Consider the following 15,192-nt stretch of genomic DNA (forward strand, 5'->3'; position numbering starts at 1 on the left):
ACTGCACGAACCTGGGACCGCGTTGCGGTCCTTCGCGGGCAAGCCACGCTCCTACGGGGGAGGCGTGCCGTCAGGCGGAGGCTGGCTCCACCGCTTCGGCAGGCTTGGGCAGCGACGACAGCATCGCCATCACCAGCGCCGCCACATACGGCAGCGACTGCACCAGCAGCATCGCCACCCAGAAGCGCATGTCGTTGCTCGGCAGGCCCTGGACCAGGTAGATCCCGGCCGCCGCGCCCCACAGCAGGAGCATGATGAACAGCTCCTCACGGGCTTCCGACAGCGCCACCAGCAGACCATGGCTGTCGGCATTCTTCGGCGTGCGGAAGAACGGGATACTGCTGGTGAAGAAGCCATACAGCACCGCCTTGGCGATGGTGTGCGACAGCGCCAGGCCGGCCAGCGCCGCGGCGAAGGCGTCCTTGAGGTTGACCCCCACCGCGCGGCGATAGAGGAAGACGATCTTGCCGACCTTGAACACGAACAGCGCCAGCGGCGGAATGGCGAAGATCAGCAGCGGCGGATCGACCCGCTGCGGCACGATGATCATTGCCGCCGACCACAGCAGCGCGCCGATGGTGAAGAAGATGTTCATGCCGTCGGCGATCCACGGCAGCCAGCCGGCGAGGAAGTGATAGCGCTGGCCGCGGGTCAGCTCGGTATCCTTGCCGCGCAGCAGGCTGGCGGCATGGCGCTTGATGATCTGGATCGCGCCGTAGGCCCAGCGGAAGCGCTGTTTCTTGAAGTCGATGAAGGTGTCCGGCATCAGCCCCTTGCCGTAGCTGTTGTGGGCATAGGCGGCAGACAGGCCTTTCTCGAACACCCGCAGGCCCAGCTCGGCGTCCTCGCAGATGCACCAGTCGGCCCAGCCCAGCTCTTCCAGGACCGAACGGCGGGTCATGGTCATGGTGCCGTGCTGGATGATCGCGTCGCGGTCGTTGCGGGTGACCATGCCGATATGGAAGAAGCCCTTGTATTCCGAGTAGCAGAGTTTCTTGAAGGCGCTTTCGTGCTGGTCGCGGTAGTCCTGCGGCGACTGCACCACGGCGATCTTCGGGTCGGCGAAGTGCGGCACCATGTGCTTGAGCCAGTTGCGGTCGACGCAGTAGTCCGAGTCGATCACCGCGATCACTTCGGCGTCCGCGGCGGTATGCGGGATCAGGTAGTTCAGCGCACCGCCCTTGAAACCGGCCAGGGGCGAGACGTGGAAGAACTTGAAGCGCTCGCCGAGCAGCTCGCAGTGGGCCTTGATCGGCTCCCACACCGCCGGGTCCTTGGTGTTGTTGTCGATGATCAGGACTTCGTAGTCCGGATAATCCAGGGCCGCCAGGGCATTGAGGGTCTGCTTGACCATCTCCGGCGGCTCGTTGTAGCACGGCACATGCACCGAGACCTTCGGTCGGTAGGCGTTGTCCGCCTGCACCGGCAGGAATTCGCGCCGGCGCTTGTGGGTCCACACCGTTTCAGCCAGTTCGTGGGCCTCGGTCAGCAGCACGATGAACACCCCCAGCGCACCGAGTGCGAGGAGGAAGCCCACGGTCAGGCTGAACCAGGTGCTGTATTGCTGGCTGTAGTCGTAGCCGATCCACACCAGCACCGAACCGCAGAGGAAGGTGATGAAGGTCAGGAAGGTCCGGCCGCGCTGGCGCAGGGCCGAGCCGTCGATCAGCAGCAGGGTCAGCGAGAGCAGGGCGAGGACCACCGAGCCCACCGCCAGCACGCGCCACTGCGGGATCGCCACCACCGGCCCTTCGAAGTTGAATTTCTGCTGGCGGGCAGCGTTGAACACGCCCCAGTAGGCGCCCACCGAGCCTTCGTCACTGACTTTCCACGGCTGGTCGTAGGCTTCGATGACGAAGTAGTTGTAACCCTGGCGGTTGAGCTTGTTGACCAGGGTGCGCAGGTAGATCGCCTGGTCGGCCTGGGTCGCGTCGGCACCGCCGCGCATGCGCCCGTTGCTCGGCCAGCCGACCTCGGAGAGCAGCAGCGGCTTGCGCGGGAACAGGTGCTTGAGGTCGCGGGCGCGGTCGAGGACGAACTGCCCGGCATCCTTCATCGGGATGAATTCCCAGTAGGGCAGGATGTGCGCGGCGACCAGGTCGACGTGCTTGGCCAGTTCCGGGTGCTCCTTCCAGATGTGCCACTGCTCCGAGGTGGTCACCGGCACCTTGACCGCGGCGCGCACCCGGTCGAGGTATTTGATCAGGTCCTCGGGGGTGATTTCCTTGCGGAACAGCGCCTCGTTGCCGACCATCACCCGCACCACGCTGCGCGAGGTGTTGGCCAGTTCGATGGCCTTCTGGATTTCCCGTTCGTTGCGCTCCTGGTCCGGGCTGATCCACACGCCCAGGGTCACCCGCAGGCCGAATTCCTCGGCCAGCCGGGGGATTTCCGCCTGGGTGCCTTCGACGGTGTAGATACGGATGCTGTCGGTCAGCTTGCTCAGCTGTTCCAGGTCTTCACGTATCTCCGCCTCGCTGGGGTACTGGCCTTTCTGTGGGCTTTCGCCGAGGCGGAACGGGGAATAGGAGAAACCGGAGATCTGTTCCGGCCAGTCGGGAGCGGAGACGGGGCGGTTGATCAACGCCCAGAACCCGGTGAAAAGCGCGGCGATCGCCATGACGATCACCAGGTTGAGACCAAATTTACGCGATGACATAGGTTGTTCGAGTTCCGGAGAGTGGAACGGGCCCGCACCGAGAGCGCGGATCCAGGGGATGTCGGTGCAGTTCTTGTAGGAAGGTTGACCAGACAGCCATTGGATTTTCTTCAGGTGACGAAGTTCTGAAGACCGTTATATGTCGTCCAAGACTTTTTGCAGCGTAGGACACTTCGCCGGACATTAAAGCAGCTTTGCCATCATCCTGACCAATGCGCGGGCCGTCCGAAGACATCCCTGGCGGGCTGTCATTGCCCGCGCGGGGGCCTATAATGCGCGCCGGTTTTTTGCGGGGTGTGCGGCATGAGTACTGAAGATCCACGGTTCGCCGGCATTGCCCGGCTGTACGGCGTCGACGGCCTGCAGCGCCTGGGCGCGGCCCATGTGGCGGTGGTCGGCATCGGCGGCGTCGGCTCGTGGGCGGCGGAAGCGTTGGCGCGCAGTGGCGTCGGCGAGATCTCGCTGTTCGACCTGGACGATGTCTGCGTGAGCAACACCAACCGCCAGGCCCACGCGCTGGAAGGCAATGTCGGGCGGGCCAAGGTCGAGGTGATGGCCGAGCGCCTGCGCGCGATCAATCCGGCCTGCACCGTGCACGCGGTGGCGGACTTCGTCACCCGCGAGACCATGGCCGAGTACATCGGCGAACACCTCGACTGCGTGATCGACTGCATCGACAGCGTGATGGCCAAGGCCGCGCTGATCGCCTGGTGCAAGCGGCGCAAGATCACCATCATCAGCACCGGCGGCGCCGGCGGGCAGATCGACCCGACGCAGATCCAGGTCGCCGACCTCAACCGCACCTACAACGACCCGCTGGCCTCGCGGGTGCGCTCGACCCTGCGCCGCGACTACAACTTCTCGCGCAACACCAGCCGCAGTTATGGCGTGCCGGTGGTGTTTTCCACCGAGCAACTGCGTTATCCGGGCGAGGATGGCGGGGTGTGCCTGAGCAAGAGCTTCGTCGGCGAGGGGGTCAAGCTGGACTGCGCCGGTGGCTTCGGCGCGGTGATGATGGTCACGGCCACCTTCGGCATGGTGGCCGCGAGCCGGGCGGTGGACAAGCTGGTGGCCGGCGCGCGTCGCCCGGCCGAACGCAAGGCCGCTCAGCCGCCCGCGGCGAGCTGAGCCATGCGTTGCAGCACGGCGTTCAGGCCGTTGCTGCGCGACGGCGAGAGCTGCCGGCTCAAGCCCAGCTGATCGAACCAGCCGGGCAGGTCCAGTTGCCGCAATTCGGCGCTGGACAGGCCGTCGACCCGTACCAGCAGCAGCGCCAGCAGGCCGCGGATCAGCCGGGCATCGCTGGCCGCAGCGAAACGCCAGCAGCCTGCCTCCTGCTGCGCCACCAGCCAGACCTTGCTCTCGCAACCGTGGACACGGTTGTCGTCCGACTTTTCCGCGTCCGTCAGCGGCGCCAGGCGCTCGCCCCATTGCATCAGCAGGCGCGCGCGCTGTTCCCAGCCGGAGGCGGCGGTGAAGGTATCGAGGGCTTCCCGGGCGTCGTTGGGCAGGCTCATCGCAGCAGCTCCAGGGCCTGGTCCAGTGCATCGAAGAAACGCTGCAGGTCGTCCGAATCGTTGTACAGCGCCAGCGACACGCGGATCGCACCGTCCAGACCGAGGCTGTTGACCAGCGGCATGGCGCAGTGATGACCGGCACGTACCGCGATGCCCTGTTCGGTGAGCAGGTGCGAGAGGTCGGCATTGTGCACGCCGTCGACCACGAAGCTGGCCAGGGCCGCCTGGGGTGCGGCGAGGATGCGCAGGCCCTCGCGGTCGCCGAGACCACGCAGCAGATACTGGTGCAGCGCAGTTTCGTGGGCGATCACGGCATTGGCGTCGAGGCTGGCCAGGTAGTCCAGGGTCGCGCCGAGGCCGATCACGCTGGCGATGGCTGGCGTACCGGCCTCGAAACCCAGCGGCGCGGGGCGGAAGCTGGATTGCTGGTAGCCGGCCAGTTGCACCATCTCGCCGCCGAACTGCCAGTGGCGCAGCAGGGCCAGGGCCTCGTTGCGACCGTAGAGCACGCCGAGGCCGTCGGGACCGTAGAGCTTATGGCTGGAGAACACATAGAAGTCGCAGCCCAGCTGGCTGACGTCGTGGCGGCCGTGGACGATGCCCTGGGCGCCATCGACCACGGTCAACGCGCCCTGGGCGCGGGCGTGATCGATCAGCGCCTGCAGTGGTTGCCAGGTGCCGAGCACGTTGGACAACTGGCTGACTGCCAGGACCCGGGTGCGCGGGCCGATCAGCTGCAGCGCGGCGTCGAGGTCGATCTGGCCGTTCTCTGCCAGTGGCAGGATCACCAGTCTCAGGCCGCGGCGCTGCGCCAGCTGTTGCCAGGGCAGCAGGTTGGCATGGTGTTCGAGGGCGCTGACGGCGATTTCCTCGCCCGCCTCGAAACGCTGTTCAAGGCCATAGGCCAGCAGATTCAGCGCCGAAGTGGCGCCGTGGGTGAACACGATCTGCCCGCTGCCGCCGGCATTCAGCCAGGCGGCGACCTTGTCGCGACTGGCTTCGAAGGCCTGGGTCGCCAGGGCGCCCGGCAGGTGCTGGGCACGGTGCACGTTGGCCGCGCCATGGCCGTAGTAATGGCTCAGGGCGTCCAGCAAGGCCTGGGGTTTCTGGGTGGTTGCCGCGCTGTCCAGATAGGTCTGGTGCTGGCGTTGCAGGGCGGCGATGGCGGGAAAGTCCGCGCGCCAGGGAGAGGGTTGGAACATGATCTTCGGGCCTGGATATCGGGTCTGGCGAAAGGCCAGACCCGATCGTACCACTTAGTTGTGGGCATGCAGCGCTTCGTTCAGCTCGATGGCCGACTTGTGGGTCTTGCACTCCACCGCGCCGGTCACCGAGTTGCGGCGGAACAGCAGGTCGGTCTGGCCGGCCAGGTCGCGGGCCTTGACCACTTTCACCAGTTGGTTCTGCTCGTCGAGCAGTTGCACCTTGGTGCCGGCGGTGATGTACAGGCCGGCTTCCACGGTGTTGCGGTCGCCCAGCGGGATGCCGATACCGGCGTTGGCGCCGATCAGGCAGCCTTCGCCGACCTTGATCACGATGTTGCCGCCGCCGGACAGGGTGCCCATGGTCGAGCAGCCGCCGCCCAGGTCCGAACCCTTGCCGACGAAGACGCCCGCGGAGACGCGGCCTTCGATCATGCCCGGGCCTTCGGTACCGGCGTTAAAGTTGACGAAGCCCTCGTGCATGATGGTGGTGCCTTCGCCGATGTAGGCGCCCAGGCGTACCCGTGCGCTGTCGGCGACACGCACGCCGCTCGGCACGACGTAGTCGGTCATCTTCGGGAACTTGTCCACCGAGAACACTTCCAGCAGCTCGCCCTTCAGGCGCGCTTCCAGCTGCGCTTCGGCCAGTTCGGCGAGGTCGACGGCGCCCTGGCTGGTCCAGGCGACGTTCGGCAGCAGCGGGAAGATCCCGGCCAGGCTCAGGCCGTGCGGCTTGACCAGGCGGTGCGAGAGCAGGTGCAGCTTCAGGTAGGCTTCCGGCGTCGAGCTCAGGGCGGCGTCTTCGGCCAGCAGGGTGGCGACCAGCGGCTTGCTGCTTTCCGCCAGGCGGGTCAGCAGGGCGGCTTGTTGCGCATCGACGGCTTTCACCGCTTCGGCCAGTTGTGCAGCCTGGGCGTTGCTGAAGGCGATGGCCTGGTTGCCACCGGCATAACCCAGCAGCGGAGTGATGGCCGCGACCAGCTCGGCGCTCGGGTTGAGCAGTGGCTGGGCGTAGAAGACTTCCAGCCAGGCGCCCTGGCGGTTCTGGGTGCCGACACCGAAGGCCAGGCTGAACAGGGAATTGGACATGCGGTTACCTCGTACTGAAATGGATTGAAAGCGGGCGGCTCACTGCAGGGCGGCCGCGTACAGGTCCGGTTTGAAACCCACCAGGGTCTTGCCGCCGAGGTCGAGGACCGGGCGCTTGATCATCGACGGTTGGGCGAGCATCAGCTCCACGGCCCGGGCCTGGTCGAGATCGGCTTTCTGCGCGTCATCGAGCTTGCGGAAGGTGGTGCCGGCACGGTTCAGGATCTTTTCCCAGCCGTGCTCGGCGCACCAGCGGTTCAGGCTGTCACGGTCGATGCCCTGGGTCTTGTAGTCGTGGAAGTCGTAGCCGATGGCCTGTTCCTCGAGCCAGGTACGCGCCTTTTTCATCGTGTCACAGGCTTTGATGCCGTAGAGAATGTAAGCCATTGAACTTCAAGGGGCGCCGGGCACTCCCGGGGCGACCCCCGCAACTCCTGGAAATTGGGGTGGGCGGGATTATGCGGCATCAATCGGCACGGCGCCACGGCTGCGGCGCCGGCTTCTGACCGACGAGTTTTCAGGCGCGGGCGAGCAATTGCCGCGATTCGATGAAAATCACGCCGGCAGCGCTCATGTCGGCCATGGCCCGTTCCAGCGAGCCGTCGTTGTCGATGGCCCGGCAGGCATCCAGCACCACATAGGTGACGAAGCCTTCCTGGCAGGCATGGAGGGCGGTCCAGGCCACGCAGAAGTCCAGGGCCAGGCCCACCACGTAGACCGTGCTGATGGCCTTTTCCCGCAGATAGCCTGCCAGTCCGGTGGTGGTCTGCTGGTCGGCTTCGTAGAAGGCCGAATAGCTGTCCACCGCCGGGTTGCCGCCCTTGCGCACGATCAACTGGGTATGCGGGATGTCCAGTTCGGGGTGGAACTGCGCGCCGTGGCTGCCCTGGATGCAGTGATCCGGCCACAGCACCTGCGGACCGTAGGGCAATTCGATGACGTCGTAGGGTTCCTTGCCAGGGTGGCTGGAGGCGAAGGAGATATGCCCGGCGGGGTGCCAGTCCTGAGCCTGGACGACATTGCGAAAGCCTTGGGCGATCTGGTTGACCAGCGGCACGATTTCGTCGCCGCGAGGCACTTCCAGGGCGCCGCCGGGGGTGAAGTCGTTCTGGATGTCGATCACGAGCAGGGCGCGATCGGGGCTATCGTTGTTCGGTGCTGTGCTCATGGTGGGGCCTTCCTGGTGTTCAGCGGTATTTTGCGGCCGCGTCGCGAACGGGCGCGCAGCGGCCCCAATCTGACATCGAATCTACTCTGTCACTCTGATGCGTAGCATGGTGTTACACATTCCCCGGCAACCTGCGACCTTCGTGCAGCGGCCCGTTCGGGGGACAGCTCGTTACTATATGTGTCAAACGGCGCGCCGGTGTCCAGCGCGTCCGCAACGTTATCGGATCGAACAGGAAACACGCCGCATGCAGTCAGCCTATACCGTCCTCATTCTGCTGATGCTGGTCAGTGTCTCCAAACTGGTCGGGCGTATGGTGCCGTTGCCCTTGCCGCTGGTGCAGATCGCCGCCGGCGCGCTGCTGGCCTGGCCGACCCTCGGCCTGCATGTGGCGCTCGATCCGGAACTGTTCCTCTTCCTGTTTCTCCCGCCGCTGCTGTTTTCCGATGGCTGGCGTATGCCCAAGCGCGAATTCTGGCGCCTGCGCGGGCCGATCCTGACCCTTGCCGTGGGCCTGGTGCTGTTCACCGTGGTCGGTGCCGGTTACTTCATTCACTGGATCATCCCGAGCATTCCGCTGCCGGTGGCCTTCGCCCTCGCCGCGGTGCTGTCGCCCACCGACGCCGTGGCGGTTTCCGCCATCACCCAGGACCGCCTGCCGACCCCGCTGATGCACATGCTCCAGGGCGAGGCCCTGATGAACGATGCGTCCGGCCTGGTGACCTTCAAGTTCGCCCTGGCTGCGGCCATCACCGGGGTGTTCTCGCTGACCGAGGCCAGCCTGACCTTCGTCCTGGTGGCGGTCGGCGGCCTGGCCATCGGCGTCGCCCTGAGCTGGTTGGTGGGGCGCCTGCGGGCCTGGATGATCGCCCGTGGCTGGGACGACCCGGCGACCCATGTGGTGTTCATGCTGCTGCTGCCGTTCGCCGCCTACGTGCTGGCCGAGCGACTGGGGGCTTCCGGCATCCTCTCGGCGGTGGCGGCGGGGATGATGCAGAGCTGGCTCGACCTGCTGCCGCGGCAGACCAGCACCCGCCTGCTCAACCGCAGCGTGTGGTCGTTGCTGGAGTTCGCCTTCAACGGCCTGATCTTCCTCCTGCTGGGCCTGCAACTGCCTGACATCATCAAGGCCGTGACCAGTCACGAGGCCTCGCTCTGGCCGACCCTGGCCTGGCGCTGCCTGGACGTGGTGGCGATCTTCGTCGTGCTGGTATTGCTGCGTTATGTCTGGGTGCAGAGCATCTGGCGCCTGATCGGCGCGCTCCGGCGCTGGCGTGGCAAGCGCGACCTGGTGCTGCTGCCCAATGCGCGCTCCTGCTGGCTGCTGACCCTGGGCGGCGTGCGTGGTGCGGTGACCCTGGCCGGTGTGATGTCGGTGCCCTTGCTGATGGGCGCGGGCAAGGCGTTTCCCGAGCGTGACCTGCTGATCTTCATTGCCGCCGGGGTGATCCTGTTGTCGCTGGTGGCGGCGTGCATCGCCTTGCCGCTGTTGCTGCGCGGGGTACAGAAGAGTCCCGACGATGCCTTGCAGCAGGAGGCCGACGACGCCTGGCGACGCACCGCCGAGGCGGCGATCCATGCCCTCGAAGCGGAGGAAACCGCCGAGCCGGGTGCCGCGCAGGATGCGTCCCAGGCGGCGCTGGCCGCCGAACTCAAGGCGCGACTGATGGCCGAATACCGTCAGCAGCTCGACGCCTACAACGACAGCGCCGAGGCCCGCGCCCTGGCCGAGCAGATGGACCAGCTGGAGCGCCGCTTGCGCCTGCGCGCGTTGCGGGCGCAGCGCCTGGAACTGTACCGGCTGCATCGGCGTCACGAAGTCGGTGACGACGTGGTGCGCAAGGTGCTGGGCGAGCTGGACCTGAGCGAGGCCAATCTGGGGCAGGTGAAGTAAGGCGGCCATGGTCGACGACCGCTTCAGTTGCCGGAGATCCAGTCCAGGTAATAGTCCTTGAGGTACTCGACGAAGGTGATTTCGCTATCGCCATTGAGGTTGATCTTCTTGAGCAACGCCTGCAGATCTTCCTTGGTCAGGTACGGGCCGATGACCTCGCTGAACTCTTTGACGCTGACCTTGCCGTCGTTGTTCAGGTCCTTTTGCCCCAGTTCGCCGAGAATCCGCTGCAGTTGCTCGTCGCTCAGGGTCTTCGAGCCGGCCCTGCCCACTTCCAGGCCATCGAAGGCTTCGAGCTGAGACAACTGGCCATCGTTGTCGGCATCGAGCTCCTTGAAGGCCAGTTCGTACATCTTGCGTTGCGAGGCCGTCAGTTGCATGTCCTTGCTCAGCGCGGCGATGAACTCGGCGCAGGTGACCTTGCCGTTCCTGTCGCTATCCCAGTTGTCCAGTTTCTTCCGGATGACGAGCAGGTCGGGCAGCTCGGCGCGTTCGATGAAGCTGTTCCTGCTCTTGTCCATCAGATGAAGCAGGTTGTACACCGAGTCCTTGCTGTAGCCCTGTGAAATCAGCGTTTCGCTGAGCAGGTAGGTGCTGATCCTGTCGACACCGCTGAGGAGGGGATTCTTGGCGTCCGTGCCCATGATCGCCATGACCGCCTGGAGTGTAGCTTCCATATCGCCACCTTCGAAGGGTTTGCCAGCCTCGGCAAGGCTGTCGCGAAGGTAGTGTTCGGCGAGGGGCGAACGGGCGCAACTGACAGAAATATCAGTTGCGCGACGGCGGGATCAGGGCTACGGCAGGGCAGGAGGGCCGGCGTTGTCGCGCCGAGGTCGGGCACGACAACGCGATGGGCGGATCAGCCCTCGATGAATGCCCGGATCCGCTTCGCTGCTTCGACGCATTCGGCCAGCGGCGCGACCAGCGCCATGCGCACCCGGCCGGCGCCCGGATTGATGCCGTCGACCTCGCGGGACAGGTACGAACCCGGCACCACGGTCACATGCTGTTGTTCGAACAGGTCGCGGCAGAACGCGGCATCGTCATTGCCCGGCACCTTGGCCCACAGGTAGAAGCCGCCGTCCGGTTTGCGCACGTCCAGCACCGGGGCGAGGATTTCCAGCACGGCGTCGAACTTCTCGCGGTACAGGTCGCGGTTGTCGCGCACATGGGCTTCGTCGTTCCACGCGGCGATGCTGGCCAGCTGGGTCTGCACCGGCATGGCGCAGCCGTGGTAGGTGCGGTAGAGCAGGAAACCCTTGAGGATCTCTGCGTCGCCGGCGACGAAGCCGGAACGCAGGCCCGGCAGGTTGGAGCGCTTGGACAGGCTGTGGAACACCACGCAGCGCTTGAAGTCGCTGCGGCCCAGCTCGGCGCAGGCGCTCAGCAGGCCCGGCGGCGGGCTCTGCTCGTCGAAGTACAGCTCGCTGTAGCACTCGTCGGCGGCGATGACGAAGTCGTACTGGTCGGCCAGGGCGATCAGCTTCTTCAGGGTTTCCAGCGGCACCAGCGCACCGGTGGGGTTGCCCGGGGAGCACAGGAAGAGGATCTGGCAGCGCTGCCAGACGTCCGCCGGCACTGCGTCGAAGTCCGGGTTGAAGCCGTTGCTGTCCAGGCACGCGAGGTAGTGCGGCTTGGCCCCGGCCAGCAGGGCCGCGCCTTCGTAGATCTGGTAGAACGGGTTCGGGCTGACGATCAGGCCCTCGTCGCTGCGCGTGACCACTGCCTGGGTGAAGGAGAACAGCGCCTCGCGGGTGCCATTGACCGGCAGCACGTGACGGGCGGCATCGAGCCAGCCGGCGGGCACGCCGAAACGTCGCTCGCACCAGTGGGCAATGGACTGGCGCAGGGCCGGCAGGCCGAGGGTGGTCGGATAGACCGCCATCTGGTCGAGGTTGTCGGCCAGGGCCTTGGCCACGAAAGCCGGCGAGGTGTGCTTCGGCTCACCGATCGACAGCGCGATGGCGCGCTTGTCCGCCGCCGGCGTGACGCCGCCCAGCAGGGCGCGGAGTTTCTCGAACGGGTAGGGCTGAAGCTGGTTCAAAGCGTTGTTCATCGGCGCGAAGTCTCGTCAAGGCATTAAATGGTCAGGCGAAAGGATTCGATTCCGCTGGCCTGGTCGATCCGCAACTGTTCGACGATGGCATCCTGCAGGCGGCTGCACAGTTGGGGGTCGGAAAGCGGCTGGTTGTCGGCGTCGGTGATGAAGAACACGTCTTCCACGCGCTCGCCGAGGGTGGCGATCTTGGCGTTCTGCAACGACAGGTCGAAGTCCAGGAAGATCTTGCCGATCCGCGCCAGCAGGCCAGGGCGGTCGGGGGCGATCAGTTCGAGGATGGTCACCGGGCGCTGGGCGTCGTTGAGGATGGTGACCTGCGGCGCGAAGTTGAAGTGCTTCAGCTGTCGCGGCACCCGCCGATGGATGATGCTCGGGTAGTCGTCCGGATTGCGCAGGGCGTCGGTCAGGCCGTCGCGGATCTGCTTGACCCGTTGCGGGTTGTCGCCGATCGAGCCGCCGTCGTTGTCGAGCACGATGTAGGTGTCGAGGGTGAACTGGCTGCTCGAGGTGATGATCCGCGCGTCATGGATGTTCAGGTTGAGCTGGTCCATGGCCGCCACGGTCACGGCGAAGAAGTCGTGCTGGTCCGGGGCGTAGATGAAGATCTGCGTGCCGCCCTCGAATTCGCGCTGGGTGGTTTCCTTGATCAGCACCAGCGGGCCGCTGCCGGCGGGCTGCTGGAGGATCGCGTCGGAGTGCCAGGCCACGTCCGCGGCGGTATGCCGGAGGAAGTAGTCGTCGCCCAACTGCGACCACAGTTGCTCGACGTCGTCCTGGTCGTTGCCCTCGCGCACGAGGATGTCCAGGGCGGCGCTCTGGGTCTGGCGGATCTGCTCCTCGCGGTCCAGCGGGTTTTCCAGGCCGCGGCGCAGCGCGCGCTTGGTCTCGGTGTAGAGCTGGCGCAGCAGGCTGGCGCGCCAGGAGTTCCACAGGCTGGGGTTGGTGGCGTTGATATCGGCCACGGTCAGCACGTAGAGGTAGTCCAGGTGCACCTGGTCGCCGACCATCTGGGCGAAGTCGTGGATCACCTGCGGGTCGGAGAGGTCCTTGCGCTGCGCGGTGGTGGACATCACCAGGTGGTTCTGCACCAGCCAGACGATCAGGCGGCTGTCCCAGGCCGGCAGTTGATGGCGAGCGCAGAACGCCTCGGCGTCCACCGCGCCGATCTCGGAATGGTCGCCGTGGCGGCCCTTGCCGATGTCGTGGTAGAGGCCGGCGAGGTAGATGAGCTCGGGCTTGGGCAGGCGACCCATGAGCTTGCTGGCCAGTGGAAACTTCTCGGACACCGGCGTGTACTGCAGTTTGCGCAGGTGCTTGATCAGGTTCAGGGTGTGCGCGTCCACCGTATAGATGTGGAACAGGTCGTGCTGCATCTGCCCGACGATCAGGCCGAATTCCGGCAGGTAGCGGCCGAGGATGCCGTAGCGGTTCATCCGCCGCAGGTTGCGGTGGATGCCGATTTCGCACTTGAACAGCTCGATGAACAGGCTGGTGTTGCGGATGTCGTTGCGGAAATCGTCGTCGATCAGGTGGCGGTTTTCGCGCAGCAGGCGAATGGTGTCGGCGCGCACACCCTTGATTTCCGGGTGCTGGGCCATCAGCACGAAGATTTCCAGCATGGCGAACGGCGTGCGCTTGAACACGTTCGGCCGCACCGCCTCGATATAGCCGTCGTGGAGCTGGAAGCGCGGGTTCAGCGGCTGGGTGTTGCTGCTGTTGTCCTCGCTGAGGATGACTTCCTCGAAGTGCTGGATGATCAGGTCGCTGAGCTCGGCGATGCTCATCACCACCCGATAGTACTGCTGCATGAACTGCTCGATGGCGCGCTTGGGGTTGTCATCGGTGAAGCCGAGCAGCGCGGCGATGCTGCGCTGGTGGTCGAACAGCAGGCGGTCCTCGGCGCGTCCGGCGAGCATGTGCAGGGCGTAGCGCACCTTCCAGAGGAACTCCTGGGACGAGGCCAGCAGCTTGTTCTCGCTTTCGATGAGGAAGCCTTCGCCGGCCAGGGCATGCAGGTTCAGGGTGCCGTACTGGCGACGAGCCACCCAGAGCACCGTCTGGATGTCGCGCAGGCCACCGGGAGAGCCCTTGACGTTCGGCTCGAGGTTGTACTCGGTGTCGTTGTACTTGTGGTGGCGGGCCTTCTGCTCGGCGCGCTTGGCCAGGAAGAACTCCTTGCTCGGCCACATGTGCGCGGTGCTGGTCACGTCCAGCATGCGCTGGCGCAGGTGCTCGGGGCCGGCGACGGTGCGGCTTTCCATCAGGTTGGTGATCACCGTCAGGTCGGCGCGGGCCTGTTCGGCGCATTCGTCCACCGAGCGCACGCTCTGGCCTACTTCCAGGCCAATGTCCCACAGCAGGGTGAGAAAACGCTCGATCGAATCGCGGAAAACCTCGTGATCGGCGCTGTCCAGCAGGATCAGCAGATCGATGTCGGAGTATGGATGCAGTTCGCCGCGGCCGTAGCCGCCCACCGCGACCAGGGCGATGTCGGCTTCGTCGCTCCAGTCGAACTGCTTCCAGGCCTGCTGCAGGACGTTGTCGACGAACCAGGCGCGGTCCTCGATCAGCCGGCGGATGTCGCGGCCCTCGCGAAAACGCTGGTCAAGCACCTCGCCAGCACGGCGGATGGCCTTCTTGAACGCCGCGATGGGGCTTGACTTGAGGGCCAGTTCCGCCTGGAACTGGCCGCGATCGAACAGCTCGGGATCCACCTGGGGCATCGAATCGTCCTGTCTGGTCAGGCTGAAGTACGGGGGATGGTGTCGTCTTTGCGCAGGGTGAAGATCTCGTAACCGGTCGCGGTGACCACCAGGGTGTGTTCCCACTGGGCCGAGAGCTTGCGGTCCTTGGTGATGGCGGTCCAGCCATCGCCCAGCACCTTGGTATCGGCCTTGCCCTGGTTGATCATCGGTTCGATGGTGAAGGTCATGCCTTCCTTCAGTTCCATGCCGGTGCCGGCGCGGCCGTAGTGGAGGATCTGCGGCTCTTCGTGGAACACCTTGCCGATGCCGTGGCCGCAGAATTCGCGAACCACCGAGAAACCATTCTTTTCCGCGTGTTTCTGGATCACTTCGCCGATGTCGCCCAGGCGGCAGCCCGGCTTGACCAGTTCGATGGCCTTGTACAGGCATTCCTGGGTGACCTGGGACAGCCGCTCGGCCCAGACCGGCACGCCACCGACGTGGAACATGCGGCTGGTGTCGCCGTGGTAGCCGTCCTTGATCACGGTGACGTCGATGTTCAGCGTGTCACCGGCCTTGAGCGGCTTTTCATTGGGGATGCCGTGGCACACCACATGGTTGATCGAGGTGCAGATCGACTTGGGGAAGCCCTTGTAGTTGAGCGGCGCGGGGATGGCCTGCTGAACATTGACGATGTAGTCGTGGCAAATGCGATCCAGCTCCTCGGTGGTCACGCCTGGCTTGACGTGCTCTTCGATCATTTCCAGGACTTCGGCGGCAAGGCGGCCGGCGATGCGCATCTTTTCGATGTCTTCGGCGGTTTTGATGGTGACGGTCATTGCAGGCTCTCTACGGCGCCCAGGGGCGCGGGCGAACGGGAAAGGCGCGATTCTAGCAGAGCGAGCGCCGCTTCAGGGCCT

12 protein-coding genes are annotated in these 15,192 nt (G+C 65.4%); 2 read left to right on the forward strand and 10 right to left on the reverse strand.

The window, feature by feature from the left end:
* Positions 1-70 precede the first annotated feature (70 nt).
* A complete protein-coding gene (locus RTI28_RS21360) occupies positions 71-2,659 on the reverse strand; it encodes a glycosyltransferase (protein WP_316922279.1) in 2,589 nt (862 codons plus the stop codon).
* 303 nt (positions 2,660-2,962) lie between these two features.
* Between RTI28_RS21360 and tcdA the strand changes: the two genes are divergently transcribed.
* Positions 2,963-3,787: a tRNA cyclic N6-threonylcarbamoyladenosine(37) synthase TcdA gene (tcdA, locus tag RTI28_RS21365; protein ID WP_316922280.1), complete on the forward strand. Its 825-nt coding sequence runs from the start codon at positions 2,963-2,965 to the stop codon at positions 3,785-3,787.
* On the opposite strand, the gene RTI28_RS21370 is transcribed toward tcdA, so the two are convergent.
* The 5 genes from RTI28_RS21370 to pncA form a co-directional block, all read right to left on the reverse strand.
* Positions 3,766-4,176: a SufE family protein gene (locus tag RTI28_RS21370; protein ID WP_316922281.1), complete on the reverse strand. Its 411-nt coding sequence runs from the start codon at positions 4,174-4,176 to the stop codon at positions 3,766-3,768. The two genes, tcdA and RTI28_RS21370, sit on opposite strands and share 22 nt — an antisense overlap.
* Positions 4,173-5,378: a cysteine desulfurase gene (locus tag RTI28_RS21375; RefSeq protein WP_316922282.1), complete on the reverse strand. Its 1,206-nt coding sequence runs from the start codon at positions 5,376-5,378 to the stop codon at positions 4,173-4,175. The genes RTI28_RS21370 and RTI28_RS21375 overlap by 4 nt, the downstream gene beginning before the upstream one ends.
* A 54-nt stretch (positions 5,379-5,432) precedes the next feature.
* Positions 5,433-6,467: a 2,3,4,5-tetrahydropyridine-2,6-dicarboxylate N-succinyltransferase gene (dapD, locus tag RTI28_RS21380; RefSeq protein ID WP_316922283.1), complete on the reverse strand. Its 1,035-nt coding sequence runs from the start codon at positions 6,465-6,467 to the stop codon at positions 5,433-5,435.
* 39 nt (positions 6,468-6,506) lie between these two features.
* Positions 6,507-6,854 (reverse strand): ArsC family reductase, encoded by a 348-nt coding sequence (locus RTI28_RS21385; RefSeq protein ID WP_316922284.1) that lies wholly within the window; start codon positions 6,852-6,854, stop codon positions 6,507-6,509.
* A 130-nt stretch (positions 6,855-6,984) separates the two neighbouring features.
* The gene (gene pncA / locus RTI28_RS21390; protein WP_316922285.1) at positions 6,985-7,635 is read right to left on the reverse strand and encodes a bifunctional nicotinamidase/pyrazinamidase; all 651 of its coding nucleotides are present in this window, start codon (positions 7,633-7,635) and stop codon (positions 6,985-6,987) included.
* Between the two features lie 247 nt (positions 7,636-7,882).
* Here pncA and RTI28_RS21395 point away from each other — a divergent pair, with 247 nt between their 5' ends.
* Positions 7,883-9,529 carry a Na+/H+ antiporter gene (locus tag RTI28_RS21395; RefSeq protein ID WP_316922286.1) on the forward strand — a complete coding sequence of 549 codons (1,647 nt, stop codon included), beginning with the start codon at positions 7,883-7,885 and terminating at the stop codon, positions 9,527-9,529.
* Positions 9,530-9,552: 23 nt separating this feature from the next.
* Here the strand turns inward: RTI28_RS21395 and RTI28_RS21400 are convergent, their stop codons facing one another.
* From RTI28_RS21400 to map, 4 genes are all read right to left on the reverse strand, one after another.
* On the reverse strand, positions 9,553-10,206 hold the full coding sequence (locus RTI28_RS21400; RefSeq protein WP_316922287.1) for an EF-hand domain-containing protein: 654 nt from the start codon (positions 10,204-10,206) through the stop codon (positions 9,553-9,555).
* A 182-nt stretch (positions 10,207-10,388) separates the two neighbouring features.
* The gene (gene dapC, locus RTI28_RS21405) at positions 10,389-11,585 is read right to left on the reverse strand and encodes a succinyldiaminopimelate transaminase (protein WP_316922288.1); all 1,197 of its coding nucleotides are present in this window, start codon (positions 11,583-11,585) and stop codon (positions 10,389-10,391) included.
* A 23-nt stretch (positions 11,586-11,608) separates the two neighbouring features.
* Positions 11,609-14,311, reverse strand: coding sequence for a [protein-PII] uridylyltransferase (locus RTI28_RS21410; RefSeq protein WP_316922289.1), 2,703 nt, complete (start codon positions 14,309-14,311; stop codon positions 11,609-11,611).
* A gap of 17 nt (positions 14,312-14,328) precedes the next feature.
* The gene (map, locus tag RTI28_RS21415) at positions 14,329-15,111 is read right to left on the reverse strand and encodes a type I methionyl aminopeptidase (RefSeq protein ID WP_316922290.1); all 783 of its coding nucleotides are present in this window, start codon (positions 15,109-15,111) and stop codon (positions 14,329-14,331) included.
* Positions 15,112-15,192: the final 81 nt, after the last annotated feature.

It is taken from the genome of Pseudomonas sp. zfem002 (assembly GCF_032621685.1).
Lineage (GTDB): Bacteria > Pseudomonadota > Gammaproteobacteria > Pseudomonadales > Pseudomonadaceae > Aquipseudomonas > Aquipseudomonas japonica.